The organism is Streptomyces sp. NPDC034049 (genome assembly GCF_055575575.1).
The window spans coordinates 162,946-176,315 of sequence record NZ_JBVISJ010000002.1 but is presented as its reverse complement, the minus strand read 5'-3'; the positions used below and the strand labels follow the sequence as shown (position 1 = coordinate 176,315).

Below are 13,370 nucleotides of genomic sequence, written 5' to 3'. Positions count from 1 at the left end.
GGGTATTACGTATGGGTCGGAAGCAGCGGTACAAGCGGTACACCGAGGAAGGGGACCTCATGACCACCACGGCCGGAACCGACTGGCACGCCTGGCAGAAGAGCTGGGACCGGCAGCAGGAGCTGTATCTGCCGGACCGTGAGGAGCGGTTCCGGGTGATGCTCGACATGGTCGAGGCCTTCACCGGCCCCGAACCCCGCGTGCTCGACCTCGCCTGCGGTACGGGTTCCATCACGTCCAGGCTGTTCGCGCGGTTCCCGAACGCCGTCAGCACCGGCGTGGACCTCGACCCGGCCCTCCTCGCCATCGCCGAGGGCACCTTCGAGGGCGACCGGCGGGTCACCTTCGTCACCGCCGACCTCACCGGCCCCGACTGGCCGGACCGGCTGCCGTACGACTCGTACGACGCCGTCCTGACGGCCACAGCCCTGCACTGGCTGCACAGCGAACCCCTCGCCGCCCTCTACGGTCGGGTCGCGGAACTCCTCCGCGACGGCGGTGTCTTCATGAACGCGGACCACATGATCGACCAGTCGACGCCCCGGATCAACGCGGCGGAGCGCGCGCACCGGCACGCGGGTATGGAACAAGCCACGGCGGACGGTGCCCTCGACTGGGCCGCATGGTGGCAGCTCGCCGCCCAGGACCCGGTGCTCGCCGCGCCGACCGCCCGCCGCTTCGAGATCTACGGCGAGCACGCCGACGGCGACTTCCAGAGCGTCGACTGGCACGCCCGCGTCCTGCGTGAGCAGGGCTTCGCCGAGGCCCGCGCGGTGTGGTGCTCGCCCTCGGACTCGATGGTGCTGGCGGTGAAGTAGCCCGATGCGGCTGGTTCGGCGATGCGGCGGACCGGCGGGCGCGACGGCTGCCCCGTGACACGAGTGAGGGGCGGTACGGGATGTCCGTACCGCCCCTGTTCGCTCGTGTGTCCGGTCGGTCAGAGGACCTTGGACAGGAACGACTGCGTCCGCTCTTCCTGCGGGTTCGTCAGCACGTCACGGGGGTTGCCGGACTCGACCACCACACCGCCGTCCATGAAGACCAGGCTGTCGCCGACCTCGCGGGCGAAGCCCATCTCGTGGGTGACGACGACCATCGTCATCCCGGACTCGGCCAGGTCGCGCATGACGTCGAGGACGTCGCCGACCAGCTCCGGGTCGAGTGCCGAGGTCGGCTCGTCGAAGAGCATCAGCTTCGGTTCCATGGCCAGGGCCCGGGCGATGGCCACCCGCTGCTGCTGACCGCCGGAGAGCTGAGAGGGGTAGTTGCCCGCCTTGTCGCCGAGACCGACGCGCTCCAGCAGCTCACGGGCGCGGTCGCGGGCCTGGGCCCGGCTGACGCCCTTGACCTGGACCGGCGCCTCCATGACGTTCTCGGCGGCCGTCATGTGCGGGAACAGGTTGAAGCGCTGGAAGACCATGCCGATGTCACGGCGCTTGAGCGCGACCTCGCTGTCCTTCAGCTCGTACAGCTTGTCGCCCTTCTGGCGGTAGCCGACCAGCTCGCCGTCGACGTACAGCCGGCCGGCGTTGATCTTCTCAAGGTGGTTGATGCACCTGAGGAACGTGCTCTTGCCGGAGCCGGACGGACCGATGAGGCAGAAGACCTCGCCCGTCTGCACCTCCAGATCGATGCCCTTGAGGACCTCGACGGGGCCGAACGACTTGTGGATGCCCTCGGCCTTCACCATGGCGGTCATGCCGGGACTCCCTTCGTACGGCGCACCGGCAGCACGGCCGTCTTGAAACGCTGCATCGGTGTCGGCGGCAGGGACCGGGAGGACCCCTTCGCGTAGTGCCTCTCCAGGTAGTACTGGCCGACGCTGAAGATGCTGGTCAGGATCAGGTACCAGGCGGCGGCGAGGAACAGCATCTCCACCGTGGAACCGGAGCCCTGGCCGATGTCCTGGGCCGCCTTGAGCAGATCCACGTACTGCACCGTCGAGACGAGCGACGTGGTCTTCAGCATGTTGATGACCTCGTTGCCCGTGGGCGGCACGATCACGCGCATCGCCTGCGGGATCACGATCCGCCGCAGCGTCCTCGCGTGGCTCATGCCGAGCGCGTGCGACGCCTCGGTCTGGCCCTCGTCGACCGAGAGCAGACCGGCGCGGCAGATCTCCGCCATGTACGCGGCCTCGTTGAGACCGAGGCCGAGCAGCGCCGTCAGCAGCGGCGTCATGAAGGACGACCAGTAGTCCTTGTAGATCGGCCCGAGGTTGATGTACTCGAAGACCAGGCCCAGGTTGAACCAGACGAAGAGCTGGACCAGGACCGGGGTGCCGCGGAAGAACCAGATGTAGAACCACGCCACCGACGAGGTCACCGGGTTCTTGGACAGCCGCATCACGGCGAGCAGGATGCCGCCGACGATGCCGATCACCATGGACAGCACGGTGAGCAGCAGGGTGTTCAGGACGCCTTCGATGATGCGGTCGTCGAAGAAGTAGTCGGGGACCGCACCCCAGTTGATCTTCTTGGCCTGCGCGAACGCGTAGACGATCGAACCGAGGAGGGCGAGTGCGATGGCCGCGGACACATAGCGCCCCGGGTGCCGGACCGGAATGGCCTTGAGGGCCTCCGGGCCGGCGGGGGGCGTGTCCGAGGGACCGTCCGTCTTGCTGACGTCAACAGTCACGGGTGGAGCCTTTCAGAACCGAGCCGAGAATCAGGAACCGCGGTGATCAGGAGCCGCCGTTGACCTTGGCCTCGGTGACGGCGCCGTCCTCGACGCCCCACTTCTTGATGATCTTCTCGTACTCGCCGCTGTCGATGATCGCCTGGACGGCGGCCTGGAGCGCGTCACGCAGCTCGGTGTTGTCCTTCGCCACGGCGATGCCGTAGGGGCCGGCCTCGACCTGGTCGCCGACGATCTGGAAGTAGTCGCCGCCGCCCGAGGTCTTCACCGAGTACGCCGCCACCGGGTAGTCGGCGGAGACGACGTCCGCGCCCTTGGAGCGCATCCGGGTCTCGGCCTCGGGGTTGGTGGCGAAGTCCTCGATCTTGAGCGCCTTCTTCTTGTCGTCCTTGCACTTCTTCGCCTGGTCCTTGGCGAGATCGTGCGAGAACGTGTTGCGCTGCACGGCGATCGTCTTGCCGCACAGGTCGTCCCAGGTCTTGATGCCCTGGTCGTCGCCCTTGTTGGTGTACAGCGAGACACCCGCGGTGAAGTAGTCGACGAAGTCCACCCCGGCGCCGACCTTCTTGCCGGTGTCGGCGTCGATGCCCTCCTGGCGGTCCTTGGTGTCGGTCATGGCCGACATCGCGATGTCGTACCGCTTGGCGGCCAGACCACCGATGAGGGTGTCGAAGGTGGCGTTCTGGAACTTGAAGTCCACACCGAGCTGCTTGCCCATCGCCGCGGCGATGTCGAGGTCGATGCCGACGACCTTGCCGGACTCGTCCTTGTACTCGACCGGGGCGTAGGCGATGTCGGAACCGACGTTGATGACGCCCTTGTCCCGGACGGAGGCGGGGAGCTTGTCCGCCAGCGGCGCCGCGCTGGTGGAGGCGCTCTCGGAGCCGCCCTCCTTCTTGGTCTGGTCACCGCAGCCGGTGAGCAGCAGGGTGCCCGCGACCGCGATCGCTCCGACCGCGGCTGTACGGGAACGCAGGCCGGTCGTACGACGGGTGGTGCTTGCGGTCATGGTGGGTTCCTCCGGCGGGGGTGGTGTGGAGTTGCCGACAGGTCGACGATTAACACGCGTCTTCGAGTGTGGCGACCTCGTGTGATTACGGCATCTTGCCATTCGGGCATGTGCAATCAGATGACCAGCCATGTCAAAATCGGATAACGGGTGACCCCCGAATGATCTACGAACCGCTGCGGACCAGGTGATCACGCCGGACCATCTGCGGGATCCCCCTCTTCCGACCGGAAGATCTTCGGCGCATCTCAGGATGCGGTCGGCCATGAACCCCGCACACGTGGCCGTACTGGACTTGTCGTGATGTGACCCGACGTGTCCTGTCATCCGCCGATGAGTCGAATCGACCATGATCGTCTTCAAATTACCGTCGAGTTGTGACCTTCGAGGTATGAAGACGTATGGACTCGTCGTCGGCGCCGTCCGTCCGGTAAGAAGGTTCCTTACACCCCTCATCCGGGGCCCAGGGCGCGTGTGCGGCGCGCCCGTCGCGTCTGAGCCCGCAGGCGTCGCCGTACGTACCGGTGACCTGGGCCTTACGCGGTGCCCGCCCGCCTCCGAACCGGGAGCGGTCACCCTCAAACCATGCAGACCTAAGGGGTACACAAAGTGGCAGCGGAGATTGTCAATCCTCGCACCGACAACGGCGACGGCAGTACGGGCCAGGAAGGCGGCGGGGAGCCCCTCAATTCCCTCGACTCCTTCGACCCGGCGTTCGCCCTGCACCGCGGCGGCAAGATGGCCGTGCAGGCCACCGTGCCGATCCGGGACAGGGACGACCTGTCCCTCGCCTACACGCCCGGCGTCGCGCGGGTGTGCACCGCCATCGCCGAGCAGCCGGACCTGGTCAACGACTACACCTGGAAGTCGTCGGTCGTCGCCGTCGTGACGGACGGTACGGCGGTCCTCGGCCTCGGCGACATCGGCCCCGAGGCCTCCCTCCCCGTGATGGAGGGCAAGGCGATCCTGTTCAAGCAGTTCGGCGGCGTCGACGCGGTGCCGATCGCGCTCGCCTGCACGGACGTCGACGAGATCATCGAGACCGTGGTCCGCCTCGCTCCCTCCTTCGGCGGCGTGAACCTGGAGGACATCTCCGCGCCGCGCTGCTTCGAGATCGAGAAGCGGCTCCAGGAGCGCCTGGACATCCCGGTCTTCCACGACGACCAGCACGGTACGGCGGTCGTGACGCTGGCGGCCCTGCGGAACGCGGCGAAGCTGACCGGGCGCGGTCTGGGTGACCTGCGCGCCGTCATCTCCGGTGCGGGCGCGGCGGGTGTCGCCATCGCCAAGATGCTGCTGGAGGCCGGTCTCGGCGACGTCGCGGTCACCGACCGCAAGGGCATCGTCTCCGTGGACCGCGAGGACCTCACGCCGGTCAAGCGGGAACTCGCCGAACTCACCAACCGGGCTGGGCTGTCGGGCTCCCTGGAGGACGCCCTCGCGGGCGCGGACGTCTTCATCGGCGTCTCCGGCGGTACGGTCCCGGAGGAGGCGGTGGCCTCCATGGCGGAGAACGCGTTCGTGTTCGCCATGGCCAACCCCAACCCCGAGGTGCACCCGGACGTCGCCCACAAGTACGCGGCGGTCGTCGCGACCGGGCGCTCCGACTACCCGAACCAGATCAACAACGTCCTCGCGTTCCCGGGGATCTTCGCGGGGGCCCTTCAGGTGCGGGCCTCCCGGATCACCGAGGGGATGAAGATCGCGGCGGCGGAGGCGTTGGCGTCGGTGGTCGGTGACGATCTTGCGGCGGACTACGTCATTCCGTCGCCGTTCGACGAGCGGGTTGCTCCTGCTGTGACCGCGGCGGTGGCTGCGGCGGCTCGGGCGGAGGGTGTGGCTCGGCGTTGAGCCGTGGGGGTGGTGGGGGTGCGTTCTTCGCCCCCGCCGCCCCTACCCGTCCCATCCTCAAGGGGCTGCGCCCCTTTGACCCCCAGCGTCCGTCCGGTGGGGGCTTCTCGCGCAGTTCCCCGCGCCCCTGATGGCCTGCGGCCATCTCAGGGTCGCGGGGAACTGTGCGAGAAGCCCCACTCACCCGCACCCGACAACGCACCCCCGTTCCCATGCCCGCGGGCGGGGTTCGGGGGACGGGACGCGTGTCACAGGGCTTCGCGGTTCCATCGGGTCCGGCATCCCCCTATGGTCAGGCGCATGTTCGCTGCCTACGCCGCCCGCATCGACCGCGACCAACCGCTCAACGGACTGGAGTTGGGCGACCGGCCCGCGCCGGAACCGAGGCCCGGCTGGACGACCGTGAAGGTGAAGGCCGCCTCGCTGAACCATCACGACCTGTGGTCCCTGCGTGGAGTCGGCCTCGCGGAGGACAAGTTGCCCATGATCCTCGGCTGCGACGCCGCCGGCGTCGACGAGGACGGCAACGAGGTCGTGCTGCACTCGGTGATCGGCCAGTCCGGCCACGGCGTCGGCCCGGACGAACCCCGCTCGATCCTCACCGAGCGCTACCAGGGCACCTTCGCCGAGCTTGTCTCCGTCCCCACCTGGAACGTCCTCCCCAAGCCCGCCGAGCTCTCCTTCGAAGAGGCCGCCTGCCTGCCCACCGCCTGGCTGACGGCCTACCGCATGCTCTTCACCAACGCCGGTGTACGCCCCGGCGACTCCGTTCTCGTCCAGGGCGCCGGCGGCGGCGTCGCCACCGCCGCGATCGTGCTCGGCAAGGCGGCGGGCCTGCGGGTCTTCGCCACCAGCCGGGACGAGGCCAAGCGCAAGCGGGCCCTGGAACTCGGCGCCGTGGAAGCGCTGGAGTCGGGGGCGCGGCTCCCGCAGCGCGTCGACGCGGTCATCGAGACCGTCGGCGCCGCCACCTGGTCCCACTCGGTGAAGTCCCTGCGCCCCGGCGGCAGTCTCGTCATCTCGGGCGCCACCAGCGGCGACCGCCCCTCCCACGCCGAACTGACCCGCATCTTCTTCCTCGAACTCAAGGTCGTCGGCTCCACCATGGGGACCAAGGACGAACTGGAGGACCTGCTCTCCTTCTGCGCCGCGACCGGTGTGCGCCCCGTCATCGACGAGGTGCTGCCGCTGGACCGCGCCCGCGAGGGCTTCGAACGCCTCGCGGCGGGCGACCAGTTCGGCAAGATCGTGCTCACCAGCCCCTGACGGGTCGACTCCCTCGACATGACGACGGCCGGCCCGGACACCCGGGCCGGCCGTCGTCATGTCAACCAGGGTTGACATGGGCCATGGTGTCAACGTAGGTTGACGTCATGACCGAAGCAACGGATCTCGCCGAGCGCGCGGGCGATCGTGACCCCCGGGTCGGACTGCGAGCCGTCGCCGCGCTGCGGAGGCTGCTGGAGCAGTTGGAGTCGGTGCAGGTGCGCAGCGCGCGCAACCAGGGCTGGTCGTGGCAGGAGATCGCCGCGGAACTCGGCGTCAGCAGGCAGGCCGTCCACAAGAAGTACGGGAGGCATTGATGTTCGAGCGGTTCACGAAGGATGCCCGGGCCGTGGTAGTGGGCGCGGTCGAGCACGCCGAACGCGCCCGTGCGGGGGAGGTGACCGAGGAGCATCTGCTGCTCTCCCTGCTGGACAGGAAGGCCGGCCGCGCCTCGTTCGCCCTTGGCGCGCTCGGGCTCGCCGAGGAGCGCCGCGACTCCGTCGCGCGAGCCCTCGCCGAGGCCCGCCGCCGGGGCGGCCTCTCCCGCGCGGACACGGACGCCCTCTCCGGCCTCGGCATCGACCTCTCGGAGATCGTCTCCCGCGTCGAAGAGGCCCACGGGGTCGGAGCGTTGGAACCGGGTGCCACGGGCCGCCGGCGGCGGTGGTCGTCGGGGCATCGTCCCTTCACCCGCGATGCCAAGGACGTCCTCACCCGCTCCCTGCGCACCGCCCACGCCCACCGTGACCTCCACATCGGCGACGAGCACCTCCTCCTCGCCCTCACCACCCGCCCCGGGGTCCCGGCCGAGGTCCTCGCCGACCACGGGGTGACGTACGAGGCGCTGGAGCGGGTCCTCTACGGGGTGGGGGAGGCCAAGGCGGGTTGAAGGGAGCCGGTCACCCCCTGGGGGCTCGCAGTATCACCCCGATGTGCGCCGCCGCTGTCGACAGATGGCGGCGGGCGTCACGGAGTTGGGCCTCTGTCACGCCGTGGTCGCGGGCCGCGTCGCGGATGTCGTCGCGGAAGCGGTCCAGCAGGCGGTCGAGGTCGCGGGACGGGTCGCCGGTGGGGGTCTCGTGCACCCAGGCGGGCTCGTACTCGGCAGGGAAGTCCTCGGGGGTGGTCGAGTACTCGGGCTCCCCACCGTCGGTGGCCGTCCCGGTCCCCTTGGGCGAGGTCGTCCCGGGGCCCGTGCCGCCTTCCGTGCCGGCCGTCGTCGAGCCGGGCTCCGGCCCCGTCCGTCCGAAGCCGAAGTCCTTGCCGAACTCCTTTCCGAAGTCCTTCCCGAACTCGCCGAACTCCTTGGCCAGCTCGGTCAGCCCCTCGCGCACCCCCGTCGGCCAGTCGCCCCGCGTGAAGTGGTCCTGGACTCGGTCCTGGACCCGCTTCGCGATGCGCTGCAACTCCTCCTGGGCCTGGGTGCGGGCGTGCTCCTGCGCCTCCTTCGCCTGACGACGGGCGCGCTGGGCCTCCTCCCGGGCTCGCCGGCTCTCGTCCTTCGCCCGGCGGGCCTGCTCCTTCCACTCCTGCTTGACGCGGCGCATCTCCTCCTTCGCGACCCGCCAGGACTCGCTGTCGGCGTACTCCCCGGGCTCTCCGGACGGGCCCCCGTCCCCGCCGCCCCTGCGGGCCTCGGAGGCCGCCGCCCGCATCTCACGGCGCAGATCGCCCGCCGCGCCCCGGACATCGGCCCGGATCTCGGCGGCCAGCTCCGCGACCGACTCCCGGATCTCCAGCTCCAGGTCGGCCAACTCGCCGCTACGGTCGGCCAGTTCGGCGCGACCCGCGTCGGTGATCGCGTACACCTTGCGGCCGCCCTCCGTGGTGTGGGTGACCAGGCCCTCGGCCTCCAGCTTGGCCAGGCGGGGGTAGACGGTGCCGGCCGAGGGCGCGTACAGGCCCTGGAAGCGTTCCTCCAGCAGGCGGATCACCTCGTAGCCGTGGCGCGGGGCCTCGTCCAGCAGCTTCAGCAGGTACAGCCGCAGGCGTCCGTGGGCGAAGACGGGAGGCATGTCAGAGGTCCTTCTCGTCGGTCGTGCGAGGGGTCGTGCCGTCGGTCGCGCCGTCGGTCGCGTCGGCGGATGTGGCGTGCGCGTCAGCGGTCTCGGCGTCCTTGTCGGGGGAGTCCGGGGTGGCCCAGGGCTCGTCCTCCGACGGGGGTCTGCGGAGGAGGGCGATGGAGCCGGAGATCGTCGTGGCCTTGAGGCGGCCGTTGCCCGGGCCGAGGCGGCCGGTGACCTTGTGGGCGCCCCAGGGGCCGCTGACGCGGAGGTCGTCGAAGGCGTTGGAGATGGTGCCGCTGGCCGTGTTGGCCTCGACCTCGGCGTCGGCGGGGTGGGGGAGACGGATCGCGATCTCGCCGGAGACGCTGGAGAGGCCGATGTCGGTGGGGCCGCCCGTGGGGTCGAGGTCGAGGATGATGGCACCGCTCACCGAGTCGGCCTTCACCGTGGGGCAGGAGCCCTCTATGACGGTCAGATCGCCGGAGACGGAACTGAGCCGCAGATCGCCGGTGAGGGCCTGCGCTTCCACGCTTCCCGAGACCGTCGTGGCGCGCACCGGGCCCGACAGGCCGACCAGGGTGGTGTCGCCCGAGATGCCCTTCACCTCCGTACGCCCGCCCAGCCCGGACATGACGGCCGTGGCACCCACCACGCCCACCTCGACCCGGGTGCCTGTGGGGACGGCGAGCGACACCAGGGCGTGACGACGCCAGCCCTTGCGGTCGAGCCACTTCAAGAAGCCCTTCCAGGGCAGGTCGTCGTAGGCCACGGTCAGGGTGCCGTCCTTCTGCGTCACCGTCAGCGGTGGGCCCTCGACGCCGGCCACCTCCAGGCGGGCGGAACCTTCGTCGGTGCCCATGACGTTCACCGTTCCGTTGACGACGCGCACATGCAGTGCCGTCACCGGCTCGTCGAACGTGAGCTTTCGCGGCTCGGCGACGGACCACTCGGACATGGTGCTGACCTCCTCGACAGACCCGACACGACAGAACACAAAGACGCGCACTATCGCGTCTCACGTCATTCACGATATATCGCGGAGAGGGAAAGTCAAGGCACCCGTTCTGGTGATCCCGCAGGATGTTCCTGGGCAAATCGGCCTAGCGTGGAGGCATGTCGACGGAACGCTCCCAGGGATCCCGTGACCCCCGGCCCGCCCCCGCGCCCGGTGCGCTCCTGCTCTGCCGGGCGGAGCCCGACTCCGTCGCCCCCGTCGCCCAGCTGCTGCGCGAACGCATGCTGCTCGTCCCCGCCGGTCCCGAGTGGACGGCTCTCGTGCCGGAGGGAAAGCCCTGGTCGCACGGCGGGGAGCTGGTCGACCGGGTCCTCACCGGCTGGGCCACGGCCCTCGCCGTCGGAGTCCCGTGGCCCGTCCTCGCCCTGTGGTGGGACGCCGACCGCGGCGGCTACACGCTCGCCGCCGGATTCCGCCGCACCGTCGGCTATGTATGGCTCGCGAACGGCACCCCGGTCGGCGAGGACGAGGCGATGCGCACCTTCGCCGCCCGACTGGGGCTGGATCCGGTCCTGGACGGGGAGTCGCTGGACCACCTCACCAGGCCCGACCCCGCCGCCGACGCCCGCGCCCGCCTGCTGGGCCTGCTCGCCGTCCTCACCCGTGCGGGCATGTCACTCCCCGCAGGCCTCACCCCGGGCGAACCCGCCGACCGACTCCGTGAGGTCGCCCGGGTCCAGCCCGGTGTCCAACGCATCGAGTGGACCGGCTGGCGCGGGGCCGTCCGCACGGAACTCGACGCCCTCGACCGCGGCCGCCTGGGTCCGTGGCTCCCCTGGGCCGGCACCCCCAGAGCGCGCGCCCTGGCCACCGCCCAACTCCTCGCGGGCATCCCGCTCACCGCCTGGGGCCTGCACCGCCGCAGCCCCGGCTGGCTCGTCGCCGGCGGCCTCCTGATCGGCCACGGCACCCTCGGCCTGCTCTACGACCTGGCCCACCCGCGAGACTGAAGCCGGCCGCGGGGCTGAAGCCGACCTTCGAGGCAAGACCGAAGCCGGCCGTGGAGTCAGCCGGCCGCGAGGCTCAACCGGTCGTGCGAGGAGACCGGCCCCGCCAGTAGCCCCGGCCGCGCCCGCCAAAAAGGCGGCTACTCGTCCTCGTCCTCGTCGTCCAGCCGCGCCAGCCACGTGGCCAGCCGCTCCACCGGCACCTCGAAGTCCGGGTTCAGGTCCACGAAGGTCCGCAGCTGTTCGGCGAGCCACTCGAACGTGACCTCCTCCTCGCCGCGCCGCTTCTCCAGTTCCTCGATGCCGCGGTCGGTGAAGTACATGGCTCGCTCTCCTGGGTCCGTACATGGTCGATGTGCCGCTCACAGCGTACGAAACCGATCGATGCCCCTCGGTCGCGTTGGCCGACGGCTATGGTGTGCGCCTGGCGATTTCTGGGCAACTGCCCTATTTCGTACGCCTGTTCAGGGAGCGGTGAGATGTCCGAACTGATATCGGCGGTCGGTCAGCTGTCCCCCTATCTGAGTGCGGCCGCGGCCTCGATGGGGACGGCCGTGCTCGTCACGGCCAGGGACCAGCTGGCGGTCAGTGCCGTACGAGGCGGCCGCGCGTTCCTGGCCGCGGCCCTGCGCGGGAAGGACGCGGGGGACGAGGAGGCGGCCGGGGCGGCGACGGTCCTCGAAGGGCTCGGCGACGAGGAGCGGGCCCTGGTGGAAGCGGCCGTGGGCCACTGGCTCGCCGATGGCGACCTGAGCGCCGCCGCCCTGGAGGCCCAGGTCACGAAGGCCGCGGGCGTCGGGCGGGGCGGCGACATCCATGTGACGGCTCACGGGAGGCACGCGGTGGCCGTGGGGCGGATCGAACGTGATCTCACCATCTCGTTCGGGGCGGACCCGCGAGCGGCAGATGTCCCAGCCGACTGACAGCATCCCGACGAGCGGCCAGGACCAGCCCGTCGAGGACCGACGGCCCGGCGTCTTCGGACAGGGCCGCTGGGTGACGGCCGTCGGACAGGTACTGGGCAACCTCGTGGTCAGCCTGGTCGTGGGCGACGCGCTCGCGAACGCCACCGAGCGGGCGCGGAGCTGGCGGGTCTGGAACTGGCTGCCCTTCCTGGTGGTCCTCGGCCTGGGCGGCACCGCCCTGCTCCGTACGAAGGGCTCCTCCGAGCAGTTGCTGTGGGTGTGCCTGATGCTCGGCGTGGCGGTGACGGCCGCGCTGGTGCGGGTGGCGGGCTTCCGGCACCCCGCGGCCGTAGCCGCCCTCGTCTCGGCACTGTCCGTGGCCCTCGCCGCCGGCGCGGTGGTGCGGGCGGAGTATCTCCGTGAGCACGGGGAGGTCCACGTCGAGGGCCGGACGACGGTCTCGCCCGACCGGCCGCTGACGGACGGGGAGACGCTCCTCGTGAGGGTGCGGGGCGACGTGCCCCGTACCCATCTGCGTCTCGTCCTCACGGTCACGGACGCCTTCCCGGACACGGCCTACTGCGCCCCGGACACCTCTCTCGACATCGCTCTGGAAGGCGGCCGTACCGCCGTGGCCGAGGTCCGCTCGGGCGCGACCGTCGACCTTCCGCTGGGCGGGGCACGGCCTGACGCCCGGGTCGGCGTGACGGTCAGCACCTCCCACGGCTGCCAGATGCACGTGACCGTCCGCGATGCCGTCCTGCACGGCTGAGGAGACCGTATGAACTGGAACACCCGTTGGATCTTCGCGGCCTCGGTGGCCCTCTTCGTCTGCAGTGTCACCGGTCTCGCGATGGGCGGCATACCGGACGAGCGTGGTCCGGAGTTCCTCGGCACCGAACGGCTCAGGGTGGGCATGCACAACGACCTGCCCGGCGTGTCCTTCGAAAAGCACTACAAGCGCTTCGGCTTCGATCCAGAGGTGTTCCGGGCGGTCATGAAGGGGCTGGAGTTGCAGGAGGACGACGCGACGCTGACCAATGTGTCCTCCGAGGCCCGGGTGTCGAAGCTGGAGGAAGGACACCTCGACATGGTGGTGGCCAGCTTCTCCATCACTCCGCAGAGAGGGAAGCGGATCGACTTCGTCGGGCCGTACGCCACCACCTACCAAGGGTTTCTGGTGGGCCCCGAGGGCGCGGACATCCAGGAGTTCGGCGACCTGGGCGGCAAGGTCGTGTGCTCCTGGGACGGCAGTACCTCCGCGGACGTACTGCGGCGCTTCAAGCTCGCCGACATCGAGGCGAGGACTCTCCTCGACGCCTCCGCCTGTGTCCAGAAGCTCAGGGAGGGAGAGGTCGACGCGGTCTTCACCGATCAGATGATCCTTCAGGGCTTCGCGGACCTCTACGCCGCCGACGGGCTCAGGGTCGTGCCCGGCCTGACGATCGGCGGCCCCCAGCACTACGGCATCGGGTTGCCCAAGGGACACCGGGCAGACTGTCTGCGGCTGCGTGAAGTCCTGAAGGACTACGTCGAGAGCAGCCAGTGGAAGCGGGACTTCGAGACGTGGCTGCCGGGCATCGCGAAGCAGGACCCCGCCTGGATCAGCGACTACCGGCCGAGCGCCGACGCGATCGACGCCCGTTCCTGCCGCGACAGTCCCTGACGTCGCCCGGCGCGACCGCCGAGGGCCCGGTCCGAGTGACGTAGCACTCGGACCGGGCCCTCGCCGCG

15 protein-coding genes are annotated in these 13,370 nt (G+C 70.1%); 9 read left to right on the top strand and 6 right to left on the bottom strand.

The genetic code is table 11. The annotated features are described in order from the left end of the window. The first annotated feature begins 59 nt into the window (after window positions 1-59). Window positions 60-818 carry a class I SAM-dependent methyltransferase gene (locus tag ACZ52C_RS05575; RefSeq protein WP_469074148.1) on the top strand — a complete coding sequence of 253 codons (759 nt, stop codon included), beginning with the start codon at window positions 60-62 and terminating at the stop codon, window positions 816-818. A gap of 119 nt (window positions 819-937) precedes the next feature. On the opposite strand, the gene ACZ52C_RS05570 is transcribed toward ACZ52C_RS05575, so the two are convergent. From ACZ52C_RS05570 to ACZ52C_RS05560, 3 genes are read right to left on the bottom strand one after another with little or no spacing between them, the layout of a single operon-like run. Continuing rightward, window positions 938-1,699 (bottom strand): amino acid ABC transporter ATP-binding protein, encoded by a 762-nt coding sequence (locus ACZ52C_RS05570; protein ID WP_469073546.1) that lies wholly within the window; start codon window positions 1,697-1,699, stop codon window positions 938-940. Beyond that, window positions 1,696-2,637, bottom strand: coding sequence for an amino acid ABC transporter permease (locus tag ACZ52C_RS05565; protein ID WP_469073545.1), 942 nt, complete (start codon window positions 2,635-2,637; stop codon window positions 1,696-1,698). Before ACZ52C_RS05565 ends, ACZ52C_RS05570 begins: the two co-directional genes overlap by 4 nt. 46 nt (window positions 2,638-2,683) lie before the next feature. Next, window positions 2,684-3,646: an ABC transporter substrate-binding protein gene (locus tag ACZ52C_RS05560; protein WP_469073544.1), complete on the bottom strand. Its 963-nt coding sequence runs from the start codon at window positions 3,644-3,646 to the stop codon at window positions 2,684-2,686. A gap of 609 nt (window positions 3,647-4,255) precedes the next feature. Between ACZ52C_RS05560 and ACZ52C_RS05555 the strand changes: the two genes are divergently transcribed. The 4 genes from ACZ52C_RS05555 to ACZ52C_RS05540 all read left to right on the top strand — a co-directional run bounded on the left by ACZ52C_RS05555 (window position 4,256) and on the right by ACZ52C_RS05540 (window position 7,652). Continuing rightward, a complete protein-coding gene (locus tag ACZ52C_RS05555; RefSeq protein WP_469073543.1) occupies window positions 4,256-5,497 on the top strand; it encodes an NAD(P)-dependent malic enzyme in 1,242 nt (413 codons plus the stop codon). Between the two features lie 300 nt (window positions 5,498-5,797). After that, window positions 5,798-6,763, top strand: coding sequence for a zinc-binding dehydrogenase (locus ACZ52C_RS05550; protein WP_192333016.1), 966 nt, complete (start codon window positions 5,798-5,800; stop codon window positions 6,761-6,763). A 107-nt stretch (window positions 6,764-6,870) separates the two neighbouring features. Beyond that, the gene (locus ACZ52C_RS05545) at window positions 6,871-7,080 is read left to right on the top strand and encodes a helix-turn-helix domain-containing protein (RefSeq protein ID WP_007384656.1); all 210 of its coding nucleotides are present in this window, start codon (window positions 6,871-6,873) and stop codon (window positions 7,078-7,080) included. After that, the gene (locus ACZ52C_RS05540) at window positions 7,080-7,652 is read left to right on the top strand and encodes a Clp protease N-terminal domain-containing protein (protein ID WP_469073542.1); all 573 of its coding nucleotides are present in this window, start codon (window positions 7,080-7,082) and stop codon (window positions 7,650-7,652) included. The genes ACZ52C_RS05545 and ACZ52C_RS05540 overlap by 1 nt, the downstream gene beginning before the upstream one ends. 10 nt (window positions 7,653-7,662) lie before the next feature. On the opposite strand, the gene ACZ52C_RS05535 is transcribed toward ACZ52C_RS05540, so the two are convergent. Together ACZ52C_RS05535 and ACZ52C_RS05530 are read right to left on the bottom strand one after the other, a co-directional pair. After that, complete coding sequence (locus ACZ52C_RS05535; RefSeq protein WP_469073541.1) at window positions 7,663-8,778, bottom strand: PadR family transcriptional regulator; 1,116 nt, start codon at window positions 8,776-8,778, stop codon at window positions 7,663-7,665. Between the two features lies 1 nt (window position 8,779). Beyond that, window positions 8,780-9,724: a DUF4097 family beta strand repeat-containing protein gene (locus ACZ52C_RS05530; protein WP_469073540.1), complete on the bottom strand. Its 945-nt coding sequence runs from the start codon at window positions 9,722-9,724 to the stop codon at window positions 8,780-8,782. A gap of 158 nt (window positions 9,725-9,882) precedes the next feature. On the opposite strand from ACZ52C_RS05530, the gene ACZ52C_RS05525 reads away from it, so the two are divergent. Then, window positions 9,883-10,734 carry a hypothetical protein gene (locus tag ACZ52C_RS05525; RefSeq protein ID WP_469073539.1) on the top strand — a complete coding sequence of 284 codons (852 nt, stop codon included), beginning with the start codon at window positions 9,883-9,885 and terminating at the stop codon, window positions 10,732-10,734. 137 nt (window positions 10,735-10,871) lie between these two features. On the opposite strand, the gene ACZ52C_RS05520 is transcribed toward ACZ52C_RS05525, so the two are convergent. Further along, window positions 10,872-11,054 (bottom strand): DUF6104 family protein, encoded by a 183-nt coding sequence (locus ACZ52C_RS05520; protein WP_003961784.1) that lies wholly within the window; start codon window positions 11,052-11,054, stop codon window positions 10,872-10,874. Window positions 11,055-11,210: 156 nt separating this feature from the next. Between ACZ52C_RS05520 and ACZ52C_RS05515 the strand changes: the two genes are divergently transcribed. The 3 genes from ACZ52C_RS05515 to ACZ52C_RS05505 are packed head-to-tail and all read left to right on the top strand — an operon-like array spanning window position 11,211 to window position 13,302. Then, the gene (locus ACZ52C_RS05515; RefSeq protein ID WP_469073538.1) at window positions 11,211-11,654 is read left to right on the top strand and encodes a hypothetical protein; all 444 of its coding nucleotides are present in this window, start codon (window positions 11,211-11,213) and stop codon (window positions 11,652-11,654) included. Further along, window positions 11,638-12,408 (top strand): hypothetical protein, encoded by a 771-nt coding sequence (locus ACZ52C_RS05510; protein ID WP_469073537.1) that lies wholly within the window; start codon window positions 11,638-11,640, stop codon window positions 12,406-12,408. The genes ACZ52C_RS05515 and ACZ52C_RS05510 overlap by 17 nt, the downstream gene beginning before the upstream one ends. A 9-nt stretch (window positions 12,409-12,417) precedes the next feature. Then, window positions 12,418-13,302, top strand: a complete 885-nt coding sequence (locus ACZ52C_RS05505) for a transporter substrate-binding domain-containing protein (RefSeq protein WP_469073536.1) — start codon at window positions 12,418-12,420, stop codon at window positions 13,300-13,302. Window positions 13,303-13,370: the final 68 nt, after the last annotated feature.

Coding starts and splice junctions, on each gene's coding strand:
- ACZ52C_RS05575 (WP_469074148.1), top strand. CDS start 60: ATGACCACCACGGCCGGAACCGACTGGCACGCCTGGCAGAAGAGCTGG.
- ACZ52C_RS05570 (WP_469073546.1), bottom strand. CDS start 1,699: ATGACCGCCATGGTGAAGGCCGAGGGCATCCACAAGTCGTTCGGCCCC.
- ACZ52C_RS05560 (WP_469073544.1), bottom strand. CDS start 3,646: ATGACCGCAAGCACCACCCGTCGTACGACCGGCCTGCGTTCCCGTACA.
- ACZ52C_RS05550 (WP_192333016.1), top strand. CDS start 5,798: ATGTTCGCTGCCTACGCCGCCCGCATCGACCGCGACCAACCGCTCAAC.
- ACZ52C_RS05545 (WP_007384656.1), top strand. CDS start 6,871: ATGACCGAAGCAACGGATCTCGCCGAGCGCGCGGGCGATCGTGACCCC.
- ACZ52C_RS05540 (WP_469073542.1), top strand. CDS start 7,080: ATGTTCGAGCGGTTCACGAAGGATGCCCGGGCCGTGGTAGTGGGCGCG.
- ACZ52C_RS05535 (WP_469073541.1), bottom strand. CDS start 8,778: ATGCCTCCCGTCTTCGCCCACGGACGCCTGCGGCTGTACCTGCTGAAG.
- ACZ52C_RS05530 (WP_469073540.1), bottom strand. CDS start 9,724: ATGTCCGAGTGGTCCGTCGCCGAGCCGCGAAAGCTCACGTTCGACGAG.
- ACZ52C_RS05525 (WP_469073539.1), top strand. CDS start 9,883: ATGTCGACGGAACGCTCCCAGGGATCCCGTGACCCCCGGCCCGCCCCC.
- ACZ52C_RS05520 (WP_003961784.1), bottom strand. CDS start 11,054: ATGTACTTCACCGACCGCGGCATCGAGGAACTGGAGAAGCGGCGCGGC.
- ACZ52C_RS05515 (WP_469073538.1), top strand. CDS start 11,211: ATGTCCGAACTGATATCGGCGGTCGGTCAGCTGTCCCCCTATCTGAGT.
- ACZ52C_RS05510 (WP_469073537.1), top strand. CDS start 11,638: ATGTCCCAGCCGACTGACAGCATCCCGACGAGCGGCCAGGACCAGCCC.
- ACZ52C_RS05505 (WP_469073536.1), top strand. CDS start 12,418: ATGAACTGGAACACCCGTTGGATCTTCGCGGCCTCGGTGGCCCTCTTC.